This is a genomic window from Amycolatopsis keratiniphila (assembly GCF_000400635.2).
GTDB classification, from domain to species: Bacteria; Actinomycetota; Actinomycetes; order Mycobacteriales; family Pseudonocardiaceae; genus Amycolatopsis; species Amycolatopsis keratiniphila.
In genome coordinates, this window is record NC_021252.1 from 7,100,459 (window position 1) to 7,124,987 (window position 24,529).

The following is a 24,529-nucleotide window of genomic DNA, read 5'->3' on the forward strand; positions in this document are numbered from 1 at the left end:
GGGATGAGTGATTATGCGAGACGGCATGTGCCGATCTCCAGTGGCCGAGTAGCCGCTACCTCCATGCGTAGGCCCATACGGGGCTCAGGAACGACGTTAGCACGAGGCCGGGTTGGCGCGCACCCGCCTCACCGCCTTCTCTGCGGACTGGACAGGGATGGCCACAGTTAGCCGACTAATTGCAGCCACCCTCGCTCTCTGTATTCCCTTTAGGCGTCCTACATCGTTCGATATAGTCTGAACATGCTATAGCACAGGTGTTCGATTCGGCGTAGCATTGATCTTGTGTCCAGCGACGATGCCTCCCCCAAGACGACCACCGAGTGGTGGCGCGTCGGCACCGCGACGCTGCATGCCCGCAAACAAGAACTCGAAGTTCTGAAACGACAGTTGGATGCCGAGCAGAACGCTATCCTCGCGGAAATCAATTCCCGCGGGATCCGTGGCTGCAGTGGTCATTCGACGCTGGCGGGATTGATTCTCGAGGACTTCCTGGTGTCGGACAAGGAAGCCGCCGCCCGTGCCGATCGGGTGCTGGCTCTGCATCCCGGCCCCTCGATCGGAGGTGACCCCGAGCCGCCGTTGGCTCCGTTGACGGCCGAGGCGGCTGCGGAGGGCGCGATCGGTGGCGGTCAGATCGACGCGATCATCAAGACGCTCGCCCGCATCCCCTCCACTGTTCCCGACAAAGATGTGCGGGCCGGGGAGAAGATCCTCGTCGAACTGGCCCGGCACGCGGGGCCGAGGCAGATCGCCCGCGCTGGACGCCGCTTGCTCGACGAACTCGACCCCGACGGCAAGGAACCCCGCAATGAGGACCCGAAGGAGACCCGGCCGGAGCTGCGGTTCGTCAAGCACCGCGACGGCACCTTGGGTCTCAAGGCCCGCCTGGATCTGGAAACGTATGCCCGGTTGAAGTCCGATCTGGATCCGATGGCCAAGCCGCACAAGGCCATCGACGGCATTCGGGATGCTCGGACTCAGGACGAGCGCTACGGGGACGCCTTTACCGACTACGTCCGGCTGAAGACCACCAGCCGGAACCTTCCCGGCCAAGCCGGCGAAGCCACGCACATCCTGGTCACGATGTCCTACGAGGATTTGATCCGGGACATCGGTGAAGCCCACCTGGATCTGGTCGGCCCGATCAGCGCCACCGACGCCCGCATCCTCGCCTGCGACGCCCGCGTCCGCCCCGGCGTCCTCCGCACCGCAGGCGAACCCCTCGACATCGGCCGCTCCAAACGCACCGTCTCCCTAGCGCAGAAATACGCACTCACCCTCCGCGACGGAGGCTGCGCCTTCCCCGGCTGCGACATGCCCGTACCCCGCTGCACCGCCCACCACATCGTCTTCTGGCGACACCACGGCGAAACCAAAATCGACAACCTCGTCCTCCTCTGCACCAAACACCACCGATTGATCCACCGCAGCGAATGGAAAGTCCAGATCGCCCAAGACGGACTCCCCGAATTCACCCCGCCCACCTACCTCGACCCCACCGGAACACCAAGGAGAAACACCATGCACCTCAGGACATAGGCCGCCCCAGTGAACCTTCAGAACCAAACCACAACCGGCGGGGAGAACTCACGGTCGCGATCGCCCCTGCCCGCCAATGGATCCCGGCATCCCCAAGCCAACGTCTGTTCTCCCTCCAACCGGAAACCGGTGGATCAGTCCGCCTCGTCCAGCACCGCCCGGATCACGTGCCGAGCGTTGCCCGCCATGGCTTCGTTGGTCGTGCGGTAGTACGGCAATGCGATCAGCGCCTGCGAAAGCGTCCGGCCGCGGCCGCGGCGCCAGGTGGCGTCGTCCACGTCCACCGCCTCCCGGAAGACGCCCCTCGCGTCGGCGGGCGACAGGTTCCACGCCGGGAACAGGTCGCAGGCCGGATCGCCAACGCCCATGCAGCCGAAGTCGATCACCGCGGACAGCCGGCCCCCGTCCACCAGCAGGTTGCCCGGCATCAGATCGGCGTGCAGCCACACCGGTGCCTCACCCCAAGCCGGGATCCGCAAAGCCTCCTCCCAGAGAGCGAGGACGGCGTCGCAGTCGACGTTCTCCTCCGGAATCGCGCGCAGGCTTTCGATCGCCGACCGTGTCTCCGCGTCCAACGTCGCTAGCGGTCCGCCGCGATGCGCGAGAGCGGGTGCGGGTACCGGCGGGACGCGACGCATCGCCAGCACGAACTCGGCCAGGTCTTCGGCCAGCGGCACGGGCGAGCCGAGCGTTTCCGGAAGCGGGTTCTCGCCGGGCAGCCAGCGGTACACCGACCACGGCCATGGGTATCCGTCGGCGGGCGCTCCCGCACCGAGCACTTCGGGGATCGGCGTGGGCAGCTGCGGCGCGATCCGGGGCAGCCACTCCTGTTCCAGTGCGACGTCCTTCGCGCCGCTGTTGGTCAGCGGCAACCGCACGACCATGTCCTCGCCCAGCCGGAAAATGGCGTTGACCGTGCCGCCGGAGGGCCATCGTGCGATCGCCTGCCCGGCCCATCGAGGGAACTGTTGCGCGATCAGCCTCCGTACGAGGTTCTCGTCGACCACGACGGACATCCAACCACCGCCGGGGGCATCATCGGGACATGCCGATCCTCGCCGATCCCGAGCCGCTCACCCCGGACACCACCATCCGCCCGGCCAGGGCGGGCGAGGAGGACGTCGTGCTCGACCTTCTCGCCGAGGCCGCGGCCTGGCTGGCCGTGCGCGGGATTCACCAATGGCCGCAACGCTTTCCCGTGGATTCGGTACGGCATCAGATCCAGGCGGGTGAGGCGCTGCTGATCGTCGGGCCCGGCGGGCCGATCGCGACCTGTGCGGTGGCCGAGGCGGATCCCGGGCTCTGGGGCGAAACCACGGAACCGGCCTACTATCTGGGCCGCCTCGCGGTGGCGCGGAAAGCGACCGGACTCGGGATCAGGATCATTGACTGGGTCGGTGAGAAGGCCGCGGCTCACCACAAGACCTTCGTCCGCGTGGCGACCACGAGGGACAATCCGGCCTTGCGTGGGTACTACGAGCGCGCGGGATTCCAGCACGTGGCGGATCCGCCTCAAGCGAAATGGCCCACCAGCCTCTACGAAAAGCGGGTGTCCTGATCACGACAAGCCCAGGACCTCCGGCCGTGAAGCGTATTTCCGCCAATACCGTCCCGGATCCGGGACCAGCCGCCGCGATTCGAGATCCATCAGCCCCGAGACGCTTTCCACCTCGGCCACGACGGCACCGTCCGGCGCCACGAATTCCTGGACGACGCGGGACACCTTGCCCGGCTCCCAGGCGAACCGGGTCAGCACGTCGATCCGCGCGCGGGCGCGAAGCTCGCGGCGGAACCGGATCGTCGTCTCGAGGTTGACCGGGCCGAGGTTCCCCGCCTTCAAAGCCAACGGGTCCACCCCGGCCGCCCACACGCATTCCCAGCGTGCGTGATCGGCGTACGCGAGGTAGGCGGGGCCGCGGACGTGACCGTTGAGGTCGAGATCGTCCGTACGGATGTTGATGGTGACGCGGAAAGGTTCGAGCACCGCCCGATCTTCGCCCCGGCGGGCCTCCTCAGTCTGGAACGTTTCGGCCAGTCCATGACCGCACGAGCGCGCCGGGCGACGCACCCGACAGCCGGCGGCATTCCCGCCCGAGATGCGACTGATCCGCGTAGCCCATATCGGCGGCGACGTCGGCGAGCGACGCGTGGTCGCGCGCCACGGACTCGACCCGCTTCAGGAACCCGTGGAAGCGCAGTACCCGCTGCAACTCCTTGGGACCGACGCCGACGTCGTGCCGGACATGCCGACGAAGGCCGCGCTCGCTCACGCCCAGCTCCGCCGCTACCCGATCGGTGCGGGCACCGAGCGCGCTCAGGGCACGAGCGGCCGCGACCGACAGCCCGTCCACCTCGACGTCCCGGAGCCGCTCGGCGACCAGCGCTTCCAGCACCGGCCGCGCCTCGCCTGGCGTCTCGCACGCAGCCAACTCGGACTCCGCGCGGCGAGCCTCAGCGGCCCACAGGTCTCGCAAGGGAGTGGCACCCGCCGGTAGCTCCGTCATCGGCAGGCCCAGCACCGCACCGCCGACGCCGCACCGCAGACGGAGCCCGGCGGTCCACACCGCCGACGGCAGCTCGTGCCGCAGCACCCCGCGCGCTGTGGTGACCGCGGCCAGCACCGTCCCGTCCCAGACGAGATCGACACAGCCGTCCGGGAACACCCTCAGCGGACGACGGCAGCCCACCAAACCCGTCCAGACGCTCTCGACGACGCCGGCCACCGCCGCGACCGGCCTGCTTTCGCGGTACACCGAACGACCTGACCGTCGACGCAGCGGAACACCCACGCCCGGCAGTATGCCCCCAGCCACCGACAAGATGCGCTTCACTTGATCTTGCTGAAGACTTGCCGGCGTGCTGCAGCCGGTGCTCGACCCTTCTCCCGCCGAGTGGATCTCCTCCAGGCTCGGTGGGGCGTTCGGCGCGGCAGGTCGCACGGTTCCGCGGGGCTACGCCGCGTACGCGCGCCTCTGTCATCCCGCCGAGCGTGATCGCGGCGGCTGGGCGAGCTGGCGTGAAGCCGCGGCCGAGACGGGACGCCGGGCCCATGCCGCCATGCAGTGGCACGCGCTCGTCGGCTCCCCGGATCCGGTGAATCTCACCGGTTCGCTCTGGCGGGGTTCCCCGCCGGACCGGGGCACGCTGCCGTCGCACAGCCTCACCGCGCTGCTGGCCGTGCTCGGCCGGCACACGAGCACGCCGAACGCCTGGTTCTGCCTTTGGGAGGGCTACGGCTGGGCCGACGAGGCGACGCTGTCCCGCGAGCACCTCGCCGCGCCGCGCCTGCGCCATCCCGGCCGGGACTACCTGCTGTTCCACGGGCCGCTGTCGGCCGCGACCGAACTCGGCTGGCGGCCCCGGCCGAGCTGGTTCGAAGCGCAGTCGCCCAACCTGTTCTGGCCGGACGACCGCGCGTGGTGCGTCGCCACCGAGGTCGACTTCGATTCGACCCTCGTCGCGGGCGACGAGGCCCTGGTCGACGCGCTGCTGGACGCGCCGGGCCTGGAGGCCTGGCGGATCGAGTCCGACACCTCGCTCGCGGCCGACGGGGACCGGATCAACCAGCTCCCGTGAGGGTCAGCGCTCTTCGATCGAGTCGACCTTCGTCGGGTAGAACGCCACGTGGTCCTTGATCTCGGCGACCGCGTCGTGCGGTGCCTCGTAGGTCCAAACCGCGTTCTCGGCGAGGCCGTCGCCGGTGCGGATGCTGTAGTACGACGCGTCGCCCTTGAACGGGCAGTACGTCGAGTGGTCCGTCCGCTCCAGCAGGTCGAAGTCGACGTCGGCACGCGGGATGTACTGCGCGGGCGGGTAGTTCGCCTCCCGCAGGGTGAGCGCGTTCGCGCTGTCCGCCACGACCTTGCCGCCGACCGTGACGACCACTCGCGACTCGTTCGGCGCCACCGTGATCGGGTGGTCCGCGCTGGGCTTCAACACCTTTTTGTCAGCCATACCGGGCACAGCGACGCCGAACGCGCGGATATTCCCTCCTCAGGGCAGGTAGTACATCGGATTCGGCAGCTTGACCGGGAACTCGGCGTAGCCGCCTTCGAGGTCGCTGAACTGGTCGCCGAAGTTGGCCAGGATGGTCGCGCCGGTCGAGGCGATGTGCTTCCGCGTGCCCGCCTTGTACTGGACGGTGGTGCAGGTCAGCCCGCACGGCAGGTAGTCCGGCGCGGTGGTCTTCGGTTTGAAGAACGCCCCCGCCGGCGCCGGGTAGCCCTCGTTCGCGAGGTTCTTGAGCGACTGCGGGCCCTGGAACTCGTTGCGCCCGGTCAGGAAGTAGATCTTCACGCCGCGCTGCGCGGCCCAGTTCGCCAGCTCCAGCACCGGCTTGTTCGCGACGAACGTGCCCTTGTCGATGGCTTCCTGCTGCTTCTTCGGGTCGAAGCCGAAGTCGTTGTCCGCTTCCCAGCCGTAGGTGACCTCGGCGGTGTCGTCGACGTCGAACACGACGGCGGGATTCTTCACGCCGCGGTCCAGCCGCCGCGAGAGATAGCGCTTGGCGTCCTCGACCTGGCGCTTGGTGTCGGAAACGAACCGGCTGCCCTCGGAGTACCCGTGCTTGCCGTCGCTGCCGACGACATCGCCGTAGTAGGCCTTCACGTCGAGCTTGACCTGGCCGATGTTCGCGGGCTCGTGACCGCGCCGCCAGGTGGCGTCGTCGGTGTTCGCGACGGCGGTGGCGCCGCCCGCGAGGACGGCTCCGGCGGCCGCGGCGGCGGCCAGTTTCAGCAGACCGGTGAACCGGCTCATGGAAATGCTCCTCACGTCAGCTGTGCGCGGCAAAGGAACGCTACTCCAGATCGACCGATTCTGGTCAGTACCAAAGTAGCTTCTTCACCTCCGCGAGGTTTCAGCTTGCGGCGCAAGGCATCCGGGTCGATATCGAGACCGCGGACGAGAATTTCCAATCGACCGATATCGTGTTTTTTCAGCAGTACACGAAGATTCTTATCGCTGTACGGTCCGTGCTCGAACACCCGGAACGCCCGGATTCCCGGCGGCGGAATGTCCCCGGTCAGGTACGCGATGCGTTCGTCGAGCTGCCACAAACCGTGCCGTGCCGCGTAATGCCGTACGAGTCCGGCACGGACGACGGCACCGTCGGGGTCGACGATCCATTCACCCGGCTCGCGCACGGGGATATCGTCGGGGTCGGCGTCGGCGATCGTCCACTGTGTACCGTCCGAACGCAACACCGTCGCCCGGCGGGACACCGTCGAGCCCACGCCGCGCCACAGGCACGCCTCGCGGACTTGACCGTCCAAAGAGACCAGTTCGACCTCGTCCGCCCATGGCGCGATGGAGAAATCGAGACCCGGCGCGCATTTCACCGAGAGTTCGCGGCCGGGATAGGCATCGACCAGGCCGTCCAGCGGCGGCAGGAAATCGGCGGGCTTCCACGCCCGGCGCCCGGCGGAGTCGCGGCGGGCAGGATCGGCGACGACGACCGAAGTCCGGCTGACCGGCCGCAGCGCGTCGGCCCTGAGCAGCGCGGGCGAAACCCCGGCCTCGGCGGCGTTGTGCCGCGCCATCGCCAGCCGGACCTCGTCCAGATCCGAACCCAGCGCCTTCGAGGCGACACGGGCGATCTCGACCAGGTCCGCGCCGACGGAACACGTCACGTCGTGGACGTCGCGGCCGGCGAGCCGCGAAGCCCGGTGCCGGGCGACCACTGTGGCGCTGGCCTGCTGGAGGGCGTCACCGGTGAACAGCCACGAGCCAGCGGAGTCCAGTTTGGCCGACGACTTCCGCCGCAGCACCACCGTTTCCAGCACCGCGGCCGCGTGGTCCGGGGCGATCCGGCGCACGGCGGCGACGTCGGCGATGCGGGTCTTGTCGGTCAGCGGCAGGGACGAGCATTCGGCGAGCGCCGCGCTTCCCGCGCCGGAGCGCAGGAAGGCGACGTCGTCGAGCGTGAACCGATACGACACCTACGGACGCTTGGTACCGGTGATCATCACGTTGTAGAACAGCTCGCGCGGCAGCACCTTGGCGAGCAGCTTCTTGTCCAACGCGGACAGCCGCAGCCACAGCCGGTACGCGAACAGACGCCAGCGCAGGGTCAGCTTCTCCTGCGGCACGGCGGCCTCGAAGGTGCGGATCGGCCAGCCCGCCAGCGCCGCGGCGAACTCCTCGGTGACCGCGCGGACGTCCTGCGCCCCCGCGCCGCGGGCCATCGACTCGAGTTCGGACGGGTCGAAGGTGTGGATGTCGACCACGGCCTCCAGCGCGGCCGCGCGGGAGGACTCGTCGAGTTCCTCCTGCGGACGGCGCCAGCCGTTCAGCACCGGGATCTTCGTCAGGTTGGTGGTGAGGTACCACGTGATCTGGCCGAGCTTGCGCGCGTAGAAGTCGCCGACCTTCGTCGGCTCGCCCGCGAACACGAACCGGCCGCCCGGCTTCAGCACCCGCAGCACCTCGGCGAACGCCGCGCGGACGTCCGGGATGTGGTGCAGCACCGCGTGCCCGACGACGAGATCGAAGCTGTTGTCCTCGTACGGGATCCGCTCCGCGTCGGCGACCCGGCCGTCGACGTCGAGCCCGAGGTTCTCGGCGTTGCGCAGCGCGACCTGCACCATGCCCGGAGAGAGGTCGGTGACCGAACCCTTCTTGATCACCCCGCCCTGCATCAGGTTCAGCAGGAAGAAACCGGTGCCGCTGCCCAGTTCCATCGCGGTCGGGTACGGCTGGCCGTCTTCACCGGCGACGGCGTTGAACACGTCCGTCGCGTAGGAGATGCAGCGCTCGTCGTAGGAGATGGACCACTTCTCGTCGTAGGTCCCGGCTTCCCAGTCGTGGTAGAGCACGTTGGCGAGCTTGGGGTCGTCGAAGGCGGCCTTGACCTCTTCCGCGGTGGCGTGCGGATTCGGCGCCGGGTCGTTCACCTGGGTCATCGGGCTACTTCCCCTCGAAGGTGGCCTTGCCGGGGCCGTTTTCGATGAACGACTTCATGCCGTTGCGCTGGTCCTCGGTCGCCCAGAGCGCGGCGAAGAGGTGGGATTCGAGCTTGAGGCCGCTCGCGAGGTCGGTGTCGAGACCGCCGTCGATGGCGGCCTTCGCGGCGCGAAGCGCGACAGCCGGACCGTTCGCGAACTGCGAGGCCCACTTGTGCGCGGCGGCGTAGACGTCGTCCGGTGCCACGACCTCGTCGAGGATGCCCAGCGCGAGGGCCTCTTCGGCCTTCACGAACCGGCCGGTGAACACGAGGTCCTTGGTCTTGCTGGGGCCGATGAGCCGGGCGAGGCGCTGCGTGCCGCCGGCGCCCGGGATGACGCCGAGCTGGATCTCGGGCTGCCCGACCTTGACGTTGTCGCCGGCGATGCGGCGGTCGGCGGTCAGCGCGAGTTCGAGGCCGCCGCCCAGCGCGTAGCCGGTGATGGCCGCGACGACCGGCTTCGGGATGTTCGCGATGGTGGCCAGCGACGCGGTCAGCGCGGCGCCGAACTTCGCGATTTCGGGGTACGTGCGCTCGGCCATCTCCTTGATGTCCGCGCCACCCGCGAAGGTCTTCTCGCCGCCGTAGAGGATCACGGCGCGCACGTCGTCGCGCTCGGAGGCCTCACGGGCCGCCTCGGCCAGCTCGGCCTGCACCTGGTTGTTCAGCGCGTTGACCGGCGGGCGGTCCAGCCGGATCGTGCCGACCCCGCCTTCGACCTCGAGACTTACGAACTCTCCCACGCCGTCCTCCTTAACCGTCCAAGACAGATTGCAGGCTACCGGTCAGTACGACCCGTCAGCGGCGACGGGCGAAGAAGCGATCACCGGACCGTTCGAGCAAGAGGTCCTGATCGAACGTCTTGGACAGGTTGTCGCTGGTCACGACGTCGTCCACGAGCCCGGACGCGACCGTGCGGCCGTCGCGCAGCAGCAGCGCGTGGGTGAACCCCGGCGGGATTTCTTCCACGTGATGGGTGACGAGCACCATGGCGGGCGCCTCCGGGTCGAGGGCCAGCTCCGAAAGGCGGGCGACGAGGTCTTCGCGGCCGCCGAGGTCGAGCCCGGCGGCGGGCTCGTCGAGCAGCAACATCTCCGGGTCGGTCATCAGCGAACGCGCGATCAGGGTCCGCTTGCGCTCGCCCTCCGACAGCGTGCCGAAAGTGCGCTCGGCCAGGTGCGCGATGCCGAGGGCGCCGAGCAGCTCCATGGCGCGGTCGGTGTCGAGACTGTCGTATTCCTCACGCCAGCGGCCGACGACGGCGTACCCGGCGCTCACCACGACGTCGACGACGCGCTCCTCACCCGGCACACGCTGGGCGATCGCGGCCGAGGTGAACCCGATGCGCGGGCGCAGCTCGAAGATGTTGACCTTGCCGATCCGGTCGCCAAGCAGGTCGACCGTTCCCGAGGTCGGGTGGAGTTCGGCCGCGGCCAGCCGGAGCAGGGTGGTCTTGCCCGCGCCGTTCGGGCCGAGCACCACCCAGCGCTCGTCCAGTTCCACGGTCCAATCGAGGTCGGCGAGGAGGTCGTTGCCTGTTCGGCGGACCCCGACACCGGTCATCCTCACCACGAGGTCGTCAAGTTCGCTGGGCTGGATCGGCTCGCTCACGCGCCCATTGTGTCCGCACTCGCGCGCGTGTGTGCACCGGGCCGCCGGTCGGTGGAAAGCGGCTGGTCCAGGGAGTGGGACGAGACGACCCGGACGCGGCCGTTGTGGCAGCATCGAGCGCGTGATCAGGTCCGTGTCCGCCGCCTTCCCCGTCATCGGGGGCTCTTTCTGGCGCCGCCGGGCCATCGACCTGCTCCTCGTCGCCTCGTGCGGGTGTACCACCGCGCGACACGGCTGAGTTCCCTTTCGACGGCACTCCCGTGTCGCGCCGCGCCTTGCCTTCCGCGCCCGCGAACCTTCACGAGGAGCCTCACCGTGACCACGTCCATCACCCCGCGCCAGGACTTCGAGATCCATCCGCGGCTGGCCGATCCGCTGCTGCCGGAACTGCTGCACCCCGACCGTCTGCTCTGGACGCCCCGGGAGCTGGCCGACCTGACCTCCACCGTCGCCACCGAGCTCACCTCCGGCCTGCGCGGCCTGCTGCGCTTCGACGCCGACCAGCGCTGGTGGGCGCGGCTCGCGCTGACCGACGGCGTCGAACTGTGGCTGCTGTCGTGGCTGCCCGGCCAGCAGACCAAACCGCACGACCACGGCGGCGCGTCCGGCTCGTTCACCGTGCTGCAGGGCGAACTCGGCGAGGAGTACCGCTACCCCGGCGGCCCGGTCCGGCGCCGCACGCACGTCGCGGGCGAGGGCATCGGCTTCGGCGCGGGCCGCGCGCACCAGGTGACCGGCATCGGCACCGAGCCCGCCGCGAGCGTCCACGCCTACTCGCCGCCGCTGGTCGCGACCCGCGAGTACGCCACGCTCGCCGACGTTCCCGCCGAGATCCCCTCGCTGGCCCCGATACTGGGCCGATGAGCGCGATCGACAACCTGCTGGCCGCCGCCCGGGCCGGACTGGACCGGGCGGCGCCGGAGCAGGCGCTGCGGCTTCAGCGCGACGGCGCCCTGATCGTGGACATCCGCCCACACGTCAACCGGCTGGAAGAGGGCGAGATCCCGGACTCGGTGGTCGTCGAGCGGATCCATCTCGAATGGCGGCTCGCGCCGGACAGCGAGTGGCGGCTGCCGCAGGTGAAACCGGATTCGACGGTGATCGTCGTCTGCAACGAGGGGTACTCGTCGAGCCTCGCCGCGGCCGACCTGCAGCGGCTCGGCCTGCCGGGCGCCACCGACCTCGAAGGCGGGTTCCGCGCCTGGCGTTCGGCCGGCCTCCCGATCCGGGAAGGTGGCACCCCCGCCGTCCCCTAGCGGCGGACCGCGAGCCGGGCGATCGAATCCGGGGAGAGCGGCAACGCGGCGTGGATCCCGGCGCCGCGCGTCGGCCTGGGATTGACCAGCACCCCGGTCGCCGCGTCGCGCCGGGCGGCGGCGAGCACGACCTCCCGGCCGGTCCGGTGCCGGATCCGGGCCCAGCCCGCGCCGGTGACCGCGCGGTACTCGGCCAGAAGCCGTTCGTCGGTGAAGACGCACAACCAGTCGCCGTGCGCGCCGAGGCGGGCCGGGATCGGCGCACCCGCCTCGTCCGCCGGACCGCACACCGTGCCGTCGAGGAACATGCGCATGACCGAGGGCACGGGGTCGCGAGGACTCTGCTCCCGTTCGGGACGGACGTTCTCGGCGATCCACCGCGAAGCGATCCTGAAATCCTCGCCGGTGAGGTCCTCCTGGAAACCGTCCAGGCTGTTCTTGACACTTCCCAGGAAGTCGTAGAACCGCCTGGTGCAGGTGCGCTCGGAGACGGCGACCCGGCCGCGGCCGACCATCGTCCTGATCCGGCCGACCATGCCCGCCCCGCCGTGCACCGGATCGACGCCGAGGTTGTACGCGGTCCAGACGATCTCGGGCATGAGCGGGTCGGCGAACCGTTCGAGAACGCGGTTCAACCGCAGAAGGACGATCTCGCGCACCCGGCCCGGCTCGGCGTCTTCGGCGATTCCCCAGATTTCCCGCAGTTCCGGCCCCAGCGCATGGCGCAGGCCGTCCTGTCGGATCCCGGCGCGGGCGTGGACATGGTGCAACCGGTCCTTGGCCCTGCGCGATGTTTTCGTCTCTTTCGCCGAAGCCACCATTCCTCCGCGATTCGCGATCGGCCCGGCAAAGTCTATTTCACCCGGCCTTTCCGCATTGTTCGGCGGAAATCGAAGATCAGGGGTTTCCTTTGTTCGCCACCGGCTTGACAAGCGGCGGCATCGACCAGAATCGCCACATGGCGTCACTCAGCCCCTGTGTCCGCCGGTCGAATTCGGCCGGGTCGGCCAGGAGCAACGCGGGCGCGAGCCCAGTCTGACCGGTGACCGTGTCGGGCGGCGGTGAAATCGGCTTCGCGTCACGCGCGGGCCGGGATTCCGGGACCACGCGCCGGTCGACCTCGCCGAGCACCGTTTTCAACGCGGCCAGGTCCTTGCCCACTTCGGTGAGCGTGGCCGCGGCCCGTGCCGCCGCCTCGGTCCGCTGCGCGTTCAGTCTCCGGATGAGCGACGGATCCGCGGTGTCCCGCGCGTTCCTGGTCAGCTGCTCCAGGACGGCCACGAAATCGTCCAGCGCCCGCGCGGCGCGGCCGTGCTCCTCCGCGACCGTCCGGCACCGGGCGGCCAGTTCGGTCCGGCGCCCCAGATACGCGTCGTGCCCAGGACCGGCCCAGCCCCGAGGATCGATCTGGCGCACCTCGACGGCTTGGTCCTCCAAAGACCGGGAAACCGCTCGCAAGCGTTCCGCCTCGCTTCGGAGCACGCTCACCGTCCCAGCCGTCCAGGGCGTACTCGGCCCGTCCGGATCTTCCGGCTTCATCGTCCGTCCTCTTCGCTTCAGCCGAGAACGGCCTGGATGGTGTTGACACTCCCGGCGTCGAAGGCCGCGGCTCGCGGGGCGCGATCTTCGGCGGCTTCGATCATGTTGACCTTCTCGACCGCCGCTTCTTCGCCGTTCCGGTAGTCGCGCGCGGCCTTGCCCAGCCGATCACCGAGGCGCCGCACGTCCTCGGCGAGCACGGCGACGCTGTGCGCGGAAGCCTCTTGGAAGCTCTCCAGCGCCGCCACGAGCACGGGATCTCCCGCTTCGCTCGCCGTTGCCTTGAATTTCAGCGCCGGTTGCCTGGTGATCAGCTCGGTGATGTCGTGGAGCCGGTCGCCCGCCCGGCTCAGTTCGTCGGGAACGGCCTCGAAATCGATCATGTCCGATGTCCTCGTCTCGGATCAGCATTCACGGGCGAGCCGGGCGATCTCCTCCGGCGGGAGGGGCAGGGTGGCGTCGGCCCCCGCGCCCATCACCGGACTCGGATCGATCAGGATCCCGGTCGGGAAGATCCGGCCCGCGGCCGTCCGCACGACGTCCCGGCCCGTCCATCGGCCGATCCGCGTCCAGCCCGCACCGGTGGATTCGCGATAGGCGGTCAGGAGCCGTTCTCCGGTGAAGACGCACAGCCACTCGCCCCGGGAGCCGAGCTTGGCCGCGAGCGGTACTCCCTCACCGTCCGCGGGGCCGTGGACAGGACCGTCGAGGAACATCATCAGCACCGGCTCCATCGGCGCACGGAGCCTTCGGATGGCGGCGGACAGGCCGCCCGCGTCCACCGCGGGTTCCGGCGCGCCGGGCCGGATGTTCGCGGCCAGCCAGCGCGAAGCCCGGGCGAGGTCATCGCCGGTGATCGCGCTCTGCCCGGCGCTCAAGCTCTTCACGACGGCCGGCAGGAAAACGTCGTTGAATCGGCGGGTGCAGGTTCGGACACTGCATTCGACGCCGCCCTGGCCGACCAGTCTTTCGAGCCGCCGGACGACGCCGCTTTCCTCGCCGGGCGAACCCGCACCGAGGTTGTACGCGGTCCAGACGATCACGGGCAGTTCGGGTTTCCGGAATTGGTCCAGTACCCGGTTCAAGCGCACGAGCACGATCTCCCGCACGCGTGACGCCTCGGCGTCTTCCGCGATTCCCCAGCGCTCGAGCAACTCCGGCCCCATCACCGTGGCGAGCCCGTCCTGCCAGATGCCGTTGCGCTTGTGGATGCCGAGCACGCTGTCCTCGGGCTTTTTTCTTTTCCTCGTCGAAGTCACCATTCCTCCCCTATGCGACCTCAAGGACGAAGAGCCTAGGCGATCACAATGCGCCGCACGAATCACCCCCGATCGTCCGATAAAGCGACCCTCACCTGCACTTTTGCCATTTATTGGACACCATCCGGGCCCGGTTTCGCCTTTTGTTTGCCACCGACTTGACAACGGGCGGGGTTGACCAATCCGTGGCATACGAAAACCGTACGTACGTCTCCTGACCACTTCCTGACCAAGGTCCGGCAGGTGCTGCGCGAAGACGATCATTCCGCTTAGCGTCGATGCGACAGCCGCCGATCGAGCGGCCGGGAAACCAGGAGCACGGAATGGAACTCGTCGTGATCGCCGGACTGGCGATGCTGCTCGGCGCGGGAGCGGGCTGGCTTGTTTCGGCACGCTGGCATCAGCGTCGCCAGGCGGAACTCGTCCAGTTCGCCCAGGCTTGGGAATACGCGCGGTACGCCGCATACGTCTCGGCGCACCGGCCTCCGCACGGGACCGGTGCGCCGTTCTTGAGGTGACTCAGGCGTGGACGACGCGGGCCAGTTCGGCGGGTGTGGCCAGCAGACGGTGCTTCGGCAGCACGCGGACGGTGTAGCCGATCGAGCCAGGATGCGGCAGTTTCAGCCGTGCCGCGAACGCGCCGATCCCGTCGCCCGACATGCCGACGGTGACCGGGTCGCTCAATTCGTCCCCGTCACCCACCTTCCCGACGACGGCCTGGACGTCCACTTCGGACGGTTCGAGGCCGGCGAGGTCGATCCGCGCCCGGATGGTCACCTCGGTGCCGGTGACCATCGGCGCGGAGTCCTCGACGAGCAGTTCGGTGTCGAAGATCCGCACGCGCGGCCAGGAGACGTCCAGTTTGGTCCGGTAGTCGGCCAGCGACAACGCGCCGCGATAGCCGTCGCCGGTGGCCTCCGCGACCATGCGCGAGGCGGGCAGGTAACCCGATTCGACGTATTCCCGCACCATGCGCGAAGCCTGCACCCGCGGCCCGAGGGTCTCCAGCGTGTGCCACACCATCGACAGCCAGCCACCGGGCACGCCGTCGGCGCCGCGGTCGTAGAACAACGGCGCGATCTGGTGGCCCAGCAGGTCGTAGAGCGCCGCGGCCTCCAGTTCGTCGCGGCGCAGCGGGTCGGTGACGCCGTCCGCGGTCGGGATCGCCCAGCCGTTGCTGCCGTCGTAGCACTCGTCCCACCAGCCGTCGCGGATGGACAGGTTGAGGCCGCCGTTGAGCGCGGACTTCATCCCCGAGGTGCCGCACGCCTCCAGCTGCCGCACCGGCGTGTTCAGCCAGACGTCGCAGCCGCGGTAGAGGTAGCGCGCCATGGACATGTCGTAGTCCGGCAGGAACACGATCCGGCGCCGGACCTCGGGATCGTCGACGAACCGGACGATCTGCTGGATCAGCTGCTTGCCGCCCTCGTCGGCCGGATGCGATTTGCCCGCGACGACGAGCTGGATGGGGCGCCGCTCGTCCAGCAGCAGCGCGCGCAGGCGATCCGGGTCGCGCAGCATCAGCGTGAGCCGTTTGTACGTCGGCACGCGGCGCGCGAAGCCGACGGTCAGCACGTCCGGGTCGAAGACCGTGTCGGTCCACCCGAGTTCGAGCGCGGACGCGCCACGCTGCATCCAGGCGGCCCGCACCCGGCGCCGCACCTCCGCGACGAGCTTCTCGCGCAGCTCCCGTCGCAGCGCCCACAGCTGCTCGTCGGTGACGCCGTCCCGCAGCGGCTTGCCCTGAGCACCGTCGAGGCCCAGCTCCTCGTGGTTGCGCCCGAGCAGCGCGCTCAGCTCACGCGCCACCCAGGTCGGCCCGTGGACGCCGTTGGTGACCGAGGAGACGGGCACCTCGTCGAAGTCGAACCCGGGCCACAGGCGGGAGAACATCCGCCGGGAGACGCGGCCATGCAGGGCCGAGACGCCGTTCGCGCGCTGGGCCAGCCGCAAGCCCATATGCGCCATGTTGAACAGGCCGGGGTTGTCCTCCGCGCCGAGGGCGAGCACGCGGCGCGGATCGACGTCCGGGACGAGCCTGCCGTCGGTGAAGTACCGCTGGACGAGATCGACGGGGAACCGGTCGATCCCGGCGCTGACCGGCGTGTGCGTGGTGAACACGGTGCCGGCGCGGACGGCGGGCAACGCCTCGTCGAACGCCAGCCCGTCGGCCTGGATGATCTCGCGGGCGCGCTCCAGCCCGAGGAATCCGGCGTGGCCTTCGTTGGTGTGGAACACCTTCGGCTGCGGATGCCCGGTCAGCTCGCAGTAGCGCCGCACCGCGCGGAAACCGCCGATCCCGGACAGGATCTCCTGCCGGATGCGGTGGTCGGCGTCGCCGCCGTACAGCCGGTCGGTGACCGCGCGCAGGTCCTCGTCGTTGGCGTCGGTGTCGGTGTCGAGCAGCAGCAGCGGGATCCGGCCGACGCGGGCCTTCCAGATCTGCGCGTGCAAGGTGCGCCCGGCGGGCATCGCGACGTCGACCAGCACCGGCTTGCCGCCGTCGGTCAGCAGCTCCAGCGGGAAGGCGTTCGGGTCGATCACCGGGTAGTGCTCGACCTGCCAGCCGTCGAGCGACAGCGCCTGCCGGAAGTACCCGGCTCGGTAGAGCAGCCCGACGCCGACCATCGGCACGCCGAGGTCCGACGCCGCCTTGAGGTGGTCACCGGCGAGCACGCCGAGGCCGCCGGAGTAGTTCGGCAACGCCTCCGTGACGCCGAACTCCATCGAGAAGTACGCGACGGCGGGCGGGAGGTCGGGGTCGTCCTGCTTCTGGTACCAGCGCGGCTCGGCGAGATAACGGTCCAGATCGGCGACCGCCTCGCGCGCGTGGGCGAGGAACGCGTCGTCGACGGCGAGTTCGTCGAGCCGGGCCGGGGGCAGGGCGGTGAGCATGCGCAGCGGGTCGCGGACGCGGTTGAACAGCTCCGCGTCCATCGAAGCGAACAGATCGCGGGTGGGCGGATGCCAGGTCCAGCGCAGATTCGTGGCGAGGTCACCGAGGCCGGAGAGCGACTCCGGCAGGCTCGCGCGGACGGTGAACCGGCGGACTGCTCTCATGAGGAGCGACCATATCGGCACCGCCCCCGCCCCGCTCAAGACCCACTTCGGGGATTACCTGCACGCGGGCCATAAGCGCTGGGTAGGGTCCCTGCTTGCCGGAGTACGCGGCCCGGTCGGGGCCCTGACGACAAGCGAGTGAACATGATCCAAGGGGGAGCGCGGGGCTTCAAACGCCCGGCTCTGATCGCGGTCGCGACGGTGCTGGCCCTCGGGCTGAGCGCTTGCAGCGACAAGGGAAGCTCGACCGGCCAGCAGGGCAGCCAGCCGGGCGCCGGTGACATCGCGGGCCTGCCGGTCACGCATTTCGAGAGCGGGCTCAAGCCGAACGCGCCGAAGCCGGACCTCCAGGTCCGCAACGAGGACGGCTCCGAAGACGACCAGCTCGCCATCGCCGCGATCGCCGACGCGCAGGCCTACTGGACCGAGGTCATGCCGCGCGACTTCGGGCAGCCGTACGAGCCGCTGAAGGCGCTGCTGTCCTACAGCGCGAAGACCGACGACGAAGAGACCGAATGCGGGAGCGTCAAGAAGCTCGTCAACGCGTTCTACTGCCCGCCGGGTGACCTGGTGGCGTGGGACCGCGGCGTGCTGCTGCCGATGCTGCGCGAACGGTTCGGGAAGATGGCGGGCGCCGTCGTGCTCGCGCACGAACTCGGGCACGCCGTGCAGTACCGGCTCGGCGAGAAGGCCAGCATCAAGAAGAACACCCCGTCGATCGTCAAGGAACAGCAGGCCGACTGTTTCGCCGGCGGCTACTTCCGCTGGGTCGCCGAGGACAAGAGCAAGTACTACCGGGTCTCGACGTCCGAAGGCCTCAACCAGGTCATGGCGTCGCTGTTCCTGATCCGCGACCAGGCGGGCACCAGCGCGACCAAGCAGGGCGCGCACGGCACGGCGTTCGACCGCACGTACGCGTTCCAGGTCGGGTTCGAGAAGGGCCCGAAGGAATGCGCCGCGATGAACGAGGAGAACATCAAGGCGCGGATCACCGAGCGCCCGTTCGACAAGGGTGACAAGGGCAAGGGCGACGAGAAGCTCGACGCCGAGATCATCGGGATCCTGAAGAAGAGCCTCGACGAGGCCTTCAAGGGCGCGGGTGTCCCCGGCCCGGAGATCACCGAGGACGGCAACGGCAGCTGCCCCGGCGGCCCCAGCACCCCGCCCGCGTCGTACTGCCCCTCGAACAACACCGTCAGCATCGACATGGCCAAGCTGCGCGAACTCGCCCAGCCGGTCGATCAGCAGGCGGAATGGGAAAGCGGGCACAGCGAGGGCAAGGGCGACTTCGCCGCGTTCTCGGAAATCGCGTCCCGGTACGCGATGGGCATCCAGAAGGGTGTCGGCGCGTCGATCGACAACGCGAACGCCGGACTGCGCACCGCCTGCCTGGTCGGCGCGTGGGCGAAGGCCAGCACCGTGCCCGGCGCGACGCTGCGGCTCTCTTCCGGTGACCTCGACGAGGCCATCTCGGACCTGCTGAGCCCGGAGAGCCTGGTCTCGGCCGACGTCAACGGCAAGCGCGTGGACAACGGTTTCGAGCGGCTCGAGGCACTGCGGAAGGGCTACCTGGAGAGCTCTGCGGTGTGCTCGACCCAGTACGGCTGATCGGGCTGATCGGTCCGGTCATCGCTCCCTGAAGTGCCATGAAAGGTCCTTTCCTTGCAAAATTTGCAAGGAAAGGACCTTTCATGGCGTTCGGGGGTTGCGGACCGTCTCCACCGACGGGACCGGAGCGCCACGGCCCGGCCCGAGTGTCATGAAAGGGCCGTTCAGGACGAAATATGTCCTGAACGGCCCTTTCATGACATAGCGAGAGGGTCCGCGACGCGAAAGCTCAGTAAAGAGCGCTCGCCAGATCCCGCCGCGCCTTCATGACGCGCTCGTCCGCCGAGTCGAACAGTTCGAACAGCGCCACCAGGTGCTCCCGCACCTTGTTGCGGTCGTCGCCCGCCGTCCGCCGCACGACGGCGATCAGCCGGGCGAAGCCCGCTTCGGGCTGCTGCCCCGCGACTTCGAGGTCGGCGGCGGCGAGCTGCGCGTCGAGGTCGGCCGGGTCGGCGTCGGCCTTCGCGATCGCGTCCGGGCCGGCGGCCTCGGCGCGCGCGGTGAACTTGACCTGCGCGAGCGCGGTCTTGGCCTCCTCGTTCGCCGGTTCGACGTCGAGGATGCGCTCGTAGGCCGCCTGCGCCGCGGCGAAGTCACCGCGTTCGAAGGCCTCCTCGGCCTCGGTGAACCGCGGGTCCTCCGGCACCTCGACACCGCCGCCGTTCTGCTCGGCCGCCTTGATGCCGGGAAGCCGGTCGCGCAGGGCGTCGAGCAGCGAACCGAGCCACTTGCGGATCTCGGGTTCGGGCAGGGCGCCCGAGAACGCGTCGACCGGCTGGCCGCCGCCGATGGCGATGACCGTCGGGATCGACTGCGCGCCGAAGAGCTGCGCGATGCGCGGGTTGGCGTCGACGTCCACCTTCGCGAGCACCCAGGCGCCACCGGACTCGGCGGCGAGGCGTTCCAGCACCGGGCTGAGCTGTTTGCACGGGCCGCACCATTCGGCCCACAGGTCGACGACCACCAGCTGCTGCAAGGAGCGTTCGACGACCTCCGTCTGGAAGGTCGCCTCGGTGACGTCGATCACGGCACCACCCGCGGCGGGGGCGGCACCGTCCGCCGGACGAGGTGGGGCAGGAGGCTGTTTCTGGGGCGCCTCGGCACGCGCCTTGAGCGCGGAAAGGTCGACCGCGCCGGAAAGCGCGGCGGAGAGGGCCGCCGTCTTCGATGCTGATCCGCGTGGGTGTGTCACGGGTTCCATCCTGGCACGCATCCCCGAGCGTTTCACCGCATGCCCCCGGCTGCCCGCTTGGCAGGACGTCGGTGTTCCGGCAGGCTCGCCACGAGGGGGTGATCGACATTCCGACCCGCAGGACGGCCACCGTGGCCGTCGCGATCAGCATCGCCATCGTCTGGGTGAGCGTCATCACGGTCCTCATCGCCCACCAGCCCGACCCCGGTGTCGCCAGTCCCGGGCAGCTCCGGGAAGGCCTCACCGCCGCACTCAACGAGCACGACGTCGAGGCCCTCTCCGAACTCATCGACTATCCGCCGGCGTCGGCGGGCGACTTCGCGAAGTCCTATATCGACACGCTGGCGGGCCGCGGCGCCCACGACGTCACGGTGAAGTTCGCGCCGGACGATCTCGCGCCGACGTCGGCCACCGTCAGCGGGAAGCTCGCCGATGGCCGCTCCTTCGGCTATCCGCTCGCCATCGCGGTCAAGGACAAGCTGTGGCTGGTCTCGTTCACCCCGCCACTCCCCTGACTCAGTCGCTCAGGTGCTTCTCGACGCGCTCCACCTTCGCGGTCAGCTGGCCTTCGTACCCCGGCCGGATGTCGGCCTTGAGCACCAGCCCCACCCGTGACGAGCCCTCGCCCGCGGCCTCGACGGCCCGCTTCACGACGTCCATGACCTCATCCCACGAGCCCTCGATATTCGTGAACATCGCGTTGGTGGAGTTGGGCAGGCCGGACTCGCGGACCACTTTCACCGCACGGGCGACGGCCTCGCTGACCCCGCCGTCCTCCTCGGCCGCGGACGGGCTGACACTGAAGGCCACGATCATCTTCTGCTCCTCGTTCAGACGCTTTTCCCACGCATAACACCCGGTGGTGCGGCATGGCACGGGTACCCGCTGGTAACTTCGAGCGCCATGAGCCGTCCGTTGCCGTTCGACCCGATCGCCCGCGCGGCGCAGCTGTGGGAGGCCCGGATCGGGCCGTCCGAAACCATGGCCGCGGTGACCGGGATCATGCGCGTGCAACAGATCATCCAGTCCGCGGTGGACGGCGCGCTTAAACCGCACGGGCTGACCTTCGCCCGGTACGAGGCACTGGTCCTGCTGACCTTCGCCCGCGCGTCCCATCTGCCGATGCGCGTGATGGGCGAGCGGCTGCAACTGCATCCCACGAGCGTCACCAACATCGTCGACCGGCTGGAGAAGGACGGTTTGGTCAAACGCGTGCCGCATCCGACCGACCGCCGGACCACGCTGGTCGAGATCACCGACGAAGGCCGCGCACGCCGCGAAGAGGCCACGAAGGCGGTCACCGAAATCGACTTCGGGCTGACCGGGCTCACCGGCAAGCAGACCGAGCAGCTGACCGAACTGCTCACGAAGGTCCGCAAGGCCACCGGCGACTTCACCGAATAGCACGCGAAAGGCCCCCATCCGGCAGGACGGGGGCCTTTCACGTGCTTACTGGAAGATCAGGCGGCGGCGGTTTCCGGGGTCTTGACGAAGAGGCCGACCCCACCGTGCGACAGCCGCTGCGGGCCGTCGAGCTTGCCGTTGCGCAGCGCCCAGGCCTCGAACAGCCAGGTGAACAGCGGCGGGATGCTGGACAGCAGCGCGAGGATCAGGGTCTTCGGGCGCCAGCCGAGCGGCTTCGCCACGGACAGGGAGACCAGCACGTAGAGGACGAACACGACGCCGTGCACCATGCCGAGGACGGGAACGCCGCCCTCGCCGAGCTTGACGGCGTACTTGAGGAACATCCCGACCAGCAGCCCGGCCCACGAGAGGGCTTCGGCTACCGCGGCCACGCGGAACACTAGAGCGGCCTTGCTGGACACTTTCTCCTCCTGTGGGGTCTCACCACTATGCGTATACACATGACTACGTCCGACGAGCACTGTCCAAGGCGGACTCGCCAAGAACGTCAACAGCGCTGTCGGACGTGGTAATACCAGTGTGAGGCGTGACGGCCCTCACCGGAACACCGGGGGTCGTGATGCTGCTCACGACCCCCGGTGCGAACCGGTCTAAACCACTCGGATCACCCGGCGCAGGGCGATTTCGGCGCCCCTTCGGCACCGGTCGCCCAGGTGGCCTTGGCCACATCCCCGGTCAGCTTGAAGTCCAAAGTGGTCCCTCGGGTCAACTGTTCCAATCCAACATACGCCCGCTGCGAGCCCGATCCCAGCCCTTGGACGTACTGGAGCTTCGACCCGTCGGCGCCGTCGGCCTTGATCGTGATGTCACGGCCGTTCTCCAAGTGCACCACCGACTTCTCGAACCGCGGCGCGTTCAGCAGGAACTGCCCGGTGCCCGGCACTGCCGGATAGAGCCCCAGCGCGCTGAAGACGTACCACGCGGACATGGTACCGAGGTCGTCGTTGCCGGTGACCCCGTTCGGCGCGTTGGTGAACAACGTGTGCGCCGCGCGGACGACTGCTGAGGTCTTCCACGGCTGCCCGGTCAGCGTGTACATCCAGGGCGAGTGCAGATCCGGCTCGTTGTTCGGGTTGTAGCGGAACTGGTTGTAGTAGTTGTACGGGCCGACGACCCATTCCTCGCGCACGGTCTTCGCCGGATCCTTCAGCAGATCCCCGTAGGCGAAGAAATCGTCGAGCCGCTTGCCGACGTTCTCCTTGCCGCCCATCCGCTCGACGAGGCCGGGCACGTCCTGCTGGGTCAGCCACTGGTACTGCCACGACGTGCCCTCGTGGAACCCGTCCGGGCTCTGCGGGGTGTACGGCTTGTCCGCCGGGCTGAACCATCCGCCGCTTTCGACCTTGGGCCGGTAGAACCCGGTGAAGCCGCGATCGGTCACCGACGGATCCCACAGCGTGCGATAGCTGCGTCCCTTGCCGGACAGGGCTTTCGCGTCGTCCTTCTTGCCGAGACCGGCGGCCATGATGGACAGCGAGCAGTCCGCGAGCGCGTACTCCAACGTGGCCGAAGCCCCGTGGTTCGGGTCGGTGTCCTGCCCCTTCTTCGGGAAGTCCTTGTCGTACTGGACGAAGCCGTCCTTCTGGTAGCTCGCGTTCCCCGAGCGGCCCTGGAACGGCGAGGACGCGGGCGGGGTCTCCCGCGAGTTCTGCAGAAGTGCCTGGTACGCCTTGAGCTCCTGCCCGGACAGCGCGCCGAAACGCCACAGGTCGACCAGGAACGGGGTGACCGGATCGCCGGTCATCGTGTTCGTCTCCTGGTTCGCGTACGCCCAGCGCGGCAGCCAGCCGCCCTGGTCGTGGATGGCGAGCACCGACTTCGCGACGTCCTTCGCCCGCGAGGGACGCAGGAGGGCGAGCAGCTGGTTCTGCGTGCGATAGGTGTCCCACAACGAGAAGAACTCGTAGTACGTCCAGCCCAGCGCGCGGTGGATCCGGTCGTCGAACCCGCGGTAGCGGCCGTCGGCGTCGTTGCCGGTCAGCGGCTGCAGCAGCGCGTGGTAGAGCGAGGTGTAGAACACCGTGCGGTCGTCCTTCGTACCGCCCTTGGTGTCCACTGAGGACAGTTCCTTGCGCCAGGCGCGCTGGGCACCGTCGCGGACGGCGTCGAACGAACGCCCCTTCTCCGAGGCCAGGTTGAGCTTGGCGCCGAAAGCGTCCACGTGGGAGATCGCCGTCGTCGCGGTGACCTGCCCGCCGCCGAAGGTCAGCCACGCGCCGCGCAGCCCTTCACCACCGGCGGACTCCTTCGAGCCCGGAGTGCCACCCGTCGGCGACCAGGTGCCGAAGGACTTGAACGGCTTGTCGAACGTCGTGGTGAACCAGGTCTTGTACGGCTTCCCGCCGCAGAAGGCCTGCGACTCCACCATTCCTTCGACCGTCCGGTCACCCACGACGCGGATCTGGCTCGCCGTCACGGGTTCCTTGTCGTTGGCCTGCCCGACATTGACGAAGACGTTCGCGTCGCCCGATTTCGCGAAGGTGTACCGCTCGACACCGGTCCGCGTGGTCGCGGTGGTTTCCGCGTCGACGCCGCCGTAGCCGGTGAGCCGCACCTTGTAGTAGCCGGGCTTCCCGATCTCGCCCTCGTGCGTGTACGGCGAGGCGTACTTCCTGTGGTCGAACGTCCCGGGTTTCGTCGTGTCGAACGCCGCGCCGGGCCCGACCGCGCCGGTGGTGGGCAGGGTCGACACGAGGCCGCCCTGCTCCCAGCAGCCCGCCCCGGACAGGAAGAAGTGCCCGAAGCCGCGGATCGCGGTGTCGTCGTAGCGATAGCCGGCGTAATGCGAGGAAATCGGGCTGACCTGCGTCATCCCGAACGGGGCCGAAGCGCCGGGGAAGGTGTTGCCGTCGTCCTTGGTGCCGATGAAGGTGTTGACCGCGTCCACGGGGTCGCCGCCGGGCGCCGCCGCCGCGACGGGCGTGAGAAGCCCGGCGGGAACGACCAGCGCGGTGAGCAACCCGGCGACGCGGGTCGAGGTGCGTGCAGGCATGAGAAAGGCCGCCTCCTGACAACGTTGTCGCTGCCTGCTCACCTTCGACAAGAACAGACCACCTGGTCAAGAGGTCCGCCAAACCCTGTCCGATTCAGGACA

At 69.0% G+C, this 24,529-nt stretch carries 27 protein-coding genes; 9 read left to right on the forward strand and 18 right to left on the reverse strand.

What is annotated here, in order from left to right; translation table 11 throughout:
* Positions 1-285: 285 nt before the first annotated feature.
* Complete coding sequence (locus AORI_RS72570; protein WP_016336608.1) at positions 286-1,542, forward strand: HNH endonuclease signature motif containing protein; 1,257 nt, start codon at positions 286-288, stop codon at positions 1,540-1,542.
* A gap of 134 nt (positions 1,543-1,676) precedes the next feature.
* On the opposite strand, the gene AORI_RS72575 is transcribed toward AORI_RS72570, so the two are convergent.
* The gene (locus tag AORI_RS72575; protein WP_016336609.1) at positions 1,677-2,558 is read right to left on the reverse strand and encodes an aminoglycoside phosphotransferase family protein; all 882 of its coding nucleotides are present in this window, start codon (positions 2,556-2,558) and stop codon (positions 1,677-1,679) included.
* Between the two features lie 29 nt (positions 2,559-2,587).
* Here AORI_RS72575 and AORI_RS72580 point away from each other — a divergent pair, with 29 nt between their 5' ends.
* Complete coding sequence (locus AORI_RS72580; RefSeq protein ID WP_016336610.1) at positions 2,588-3,100, forward strand: GNAT family N-acetyltransferase; 513 nt, start codon at positions 2,588-2,590, stop codon at positions 3,098-3,100.
* On the opposite strand, the gene AORI_RS72585 is transcribed toward AORI_RS72580, so the two are convergent.
* Together AORI_RS72585 and AORI_RS72590 are read right to left on the reverse strand one after the other, a co-directional pair.
* On the reverse strand, positions 3,101-3,526 hold the full coding sequence (locus AORI_RS72585; protein ID WP_016336611.1) for an acyl-CoA thioesterase: 426 nt from the start codon (positions 3,524-3,526) through the stop codon (positions 3,101-3,103). It abuts the gene before it with no gap.
* A gap of 28 nt (positions 3,527-3,554) precedes the next feature.
* Positions 3,555-4,331, reverse strand: a complete 777-nt coding sequence (locus tag AORI_RS72590) for a helix-turn-helix domain-containing protein (RefSeq protein WP_043848333.1) — start codon at positions 4,329-4,331, stop codon at positions 3,555-3,557.
* A gap of 67 nt (positions 4,332-4,398) precedes the next feature.
* On the opposite strand from AORI_RS72590, the gene AORI_RS72595 reads away from it, so the two are divergent.
* Positions 4,399-5,118, forward strand: a complete 720-nt coding sequence (locus tag AORI_RS72595) for a hypothetical protein (RefSeq protein ID WP_016336613.1) — start codon at positions 4,399-4,401, stop codon at positions 5,116-5,118.
* A 3-nt stretch (positions 5,119-5,121) separates the two neighbouring features.
* Here the strand turns inward: AORI_RS72595 and AORI_RS72600 are convergent, their stop codons facing one another.
* From AORI_RS72600 to AORI_RS72625, 6 genes are read right to left on the reverse strand one after another with little or no spacing between them, the layout of a single operon-like run.
* Positions 5,122-5,496 carry a DUF427 domain-containing protein gene (locus tag AORI_RS72600; RefSeq protein ID WP_043848334.1) on the reverse strand — a complete coding sequence of 125 codons (375 nt, stop codon included), beginning with the start codon at positions 5,494-5,496 and terminating at the stop codon, positions 5,122-5,124.
* A 39-nt stretch (positions 5,497-5,535) separates the two neighbouring features.
* Positions 5,536-6,300, reverse strand: coding sequence for an HAD family acid phosphatase (locus AORI_RS72605; protein ID WP_016336615.1), 765 nt, complete (start codon positions 6,298-6,300; stop codon positions 5,536-5,538).
* 11 nt (positions 6,301-6,311) lie between these two features.
* Positions 6,312-7,481, reverse strand: a complete 1,170-nt coding sequence (locus AORI_RS72610; protein WP_016336616.1) for a class I SAM-dependent methyltransferase — start codon at positions 7,479-7,481, stop codon at positions 6,312-6,314.
* A complete protein-coding gene (locus AORI_RS72615) occupies positions 7,482-8,444 on the reverse strand; it encodes a class I SAM-dependent methyltransferase (protein WP_016336617.1) in 963 nt (320 codons plus the stop codon). It abuts the gene before it with no gap.
* Positions 8,445-8,448: 4 nt separating this feature from the next.
* A complete protein-coding gene (locus tag AORI_RS72620; RefSeq protein ID WP_005167845.1) occupies positions 8,449-9,228 on the reverse strand; it encodes an enoyl-CoA hydratase/isomerase family protein in 780 nt (259 codons plus the stop codon).
* Between the two features lie 55 nt (positions 9,229-9,283).
* The gene (locus AORI_RS72625) at positions 9,284-10,096 is read right to left on the reverse strand and encodes an ABC transporter ATP-binding protein (protein ID WP_016336618.1); all 813 of its coding nucleotides are present in this window, start codon (positions 10,094-10,096) and stop codon (positions 9,284-9,286) included.
* A 315-nt stretch (positions 10,097-10,411) separates the two neighbouring features.
* On the opposite strand from AORI_RS72625, the gene AORI_RS72630 reads away from it, so the two are divergent.
* Positions 10,412-10,960 (forward strand): cysteine dioxygenase, encoded by a 549-nt coding sequence (locus AORI_RS72630; protein WP_016336619.1) that lies wholly within the window; start codon positions 10,412-10,414, stop codon positions 10,958-10,960.
* A complete protein-coding gene (locus tag AORI_RS72635; RefSeq protein WP_016336620.1) occupies positions 10,957-11,352 on the forward strand; it encodes a rhodanese-like domain-containing protein in 396 nt (131 codons plus the stop codon). Before AORI_RS72630 ends, AORI_RS72635 begins: the two co-directional genes overlap by 4 nt.
* Here the strand turns inward: AORI_RS72635 and AORI_RS72640 are convergent.
* From AORI_RS72640 to AORI_RS72655, 4 genes are all read right to left on the reverse strand, one after another.
* Entirely contained in the window at positions 11,349-12,173 is an 825-nt protein-coding gene (locus tag AORI_RS72640; protein ID WP_016336621.1) for a hypothetical protein, read from the reverse strand. The genes AORI_RS72635 and AORI_RS72640 overlap by 4 nt on opposite strands.
* A 76-nt stretch (positions 12,174-12,249) precedes the next feature.
* Positions 12,250-12,891 (reverse strand): hypothetical protein, encoded by a 642-nt coding sequence (locus AORI_RS72645; protein WP_016336622.1) that lies wholly within the window; start codon positions 12,889-12,891, stop codon positions 12,250-12,252.
* A 17-nt stretch (positions 12,892-12,908) separates the two neighbouring features.
* The gene (locus AORI_RS72650) at positions 12,909-13,274 is read right to left on the reverse strand and encodes a hypothetical protein (RefSeq protein ID WP_016336623.1); all 366 of its coding nucleotides are present in this window, start codon (positions 13,272-13,274) and stop codon (positions 12,909-12,911) included.
* Between the two features lie 21 nt (positions 13,275-13,295).
* Complete coding sequence (locus AORI_RS72655) at positions 13,296-14,153, reverse strand: hypothetical protein (protein ID WP_016336624.1); 858 nt, start codon at positions 14,151-14,153, stop codon at positions 13,296-13,298.
* Between the two features lie 275 nt (positions 14,154-14,428).
* On the opposite strand from AORI_RS72655, the gene AORI_RS72660 reads away from it, so the two are divergent.
* Positions 14,429-14,668 (forward strand): hypothetical protein, encoded by a 240-nt coding sequence (locus AORI_RS72660; RefSeq protein WP_228688227.1) that lies wholly within the window; start codon positions 14,429-14,431, stop codon positions 14,666-14,668.
* Between the two features lies 1 nt (position 14,669).
* On the opposite strand, the gene glgP is transcribed toward AORI_RS72660, so the two are convergent.
* On the reverse strand, positions 14,670-17,210 hold the full coding sequence (gene glgP, locus AORI_RS72665) for an alpha-glucan family phosphorylase (RefSeq protein WP_016336626.1): 2,541 nt from the start codon (positions 17,208-17,210) through the stop codon (positions 14,670-14,672).
* A 144-nt stretch (positions 17,211-17,354) separates the two neighbouring features.
* Between glgP and AORI_RS72670 the strand changes: the two genes are divergently transcribed.
* Complete coding sequence (locus AORI_RS72670) at positions 17,355-18,818, forward strand: neutral zinc metallopeptidase (RefSeq protein ID WP_043848335.1); 1,464 nt, start codon at positions 17,355-17,357, stop codon at positions 18,816-18,818.
* Positions 18,819-19,047: 229 nt separating this feature from the next.
* On the opposite strand, the gene AORI_RS72675 is transcribed toward AORI_RS72670, so the two are convergent.
* Positions 19,048-20,010 carry a tetratricopeptide repeat protein gene (locus AORI_RS72675; RefSeq protein WP_037342549.1) on the reverse strand — a complete coding sequence of 321 codons (963 nt, stop codon included), beginning with the start codon at positions 20,008-20,010 and terminating at the stop codon, positions 19,048-19,050.
* A gap of 98 nt (positions 20,011-20,108) precedes the next feature.
* On the opposite strand from AORI_RS72675, the gene AORI_RS72680 reads away from it, so the two are divergent.
* Positions 20,109-20,525 carry a hypothetical protein gene (locus AORI_RS72680; RefSeq protein WP_043848336.1) on the forward strand — a complete coding sequence of 139 codons (417 nt, stop codon included), beginning with the start codon at positions 20,109-20,111 and terminating at the stop codon, positions 20,523-20,525.
* Position 20,526: 1 nt separating this feature from the next.
* On the opposite strand, the gene AORI_RS72685 is transcribed toward AORI_RS72680, so the two are convergent.
* Positions 20,527-20,826 carry a thiamine-binding protein gene (locus AORI_RS72685; protein ID WP_016336630.1) on the reverse strand — a complete coding sequence of 100 codons (300 nt, stop codon included), beginning with the start codon at positions 20,824-20,826 and terminating at the stop codon, positions 20,527-20,529.
* A gap of 87 nt (positions 20,827-20,913) precedes the next feature.
* On the opposite strand from AORI_RS72685, the gene AORI_RS72690 reads away from it, so the two are divergent.
* Positions 20,914-21,414: a MarR family winged helix-turn-helix transcriptional regulator gene (locus AORI_RS72690; protein ID WP_016336631.1), complete on the forward strand. Its 501-nt coding sequence runs from the start codon at positions 20,914-20,916 to the stop codon at positions 21,412-21,414.
* 56 nt (positions 21,415-21,470) lie between these two features.
* On the opposite strand, the gene AORI_RS72695 is transcribed toward AORI_RS72690, so the two are convergent.
* Positions 21,471-21,836: a DUF3817 domain-containing protein gene (locus AORI_RS72695; RefSeq protein WP_016336632.1), complete on the reverse strand. Its 366-nt coding sequence runs from the start codon at positions 21,834-21,836 to the stop codon at positions 21,471-21,473.
* A gap of 203 nt (positions 21,837-22,039) precedes the next feature.
* Positions 22,040-24,427, reverse strand: coding sequence for a GH92 family glycosyl hydrolase (locus tag AORI_RS72700; protein WP_016336633.1), 2,388 nt, complete (start codon positions 24,425-24,427; stop codon positions 22,040-22,042).
* Positions 24,428-24,529 lie beyond the last annotated feature (102 nt).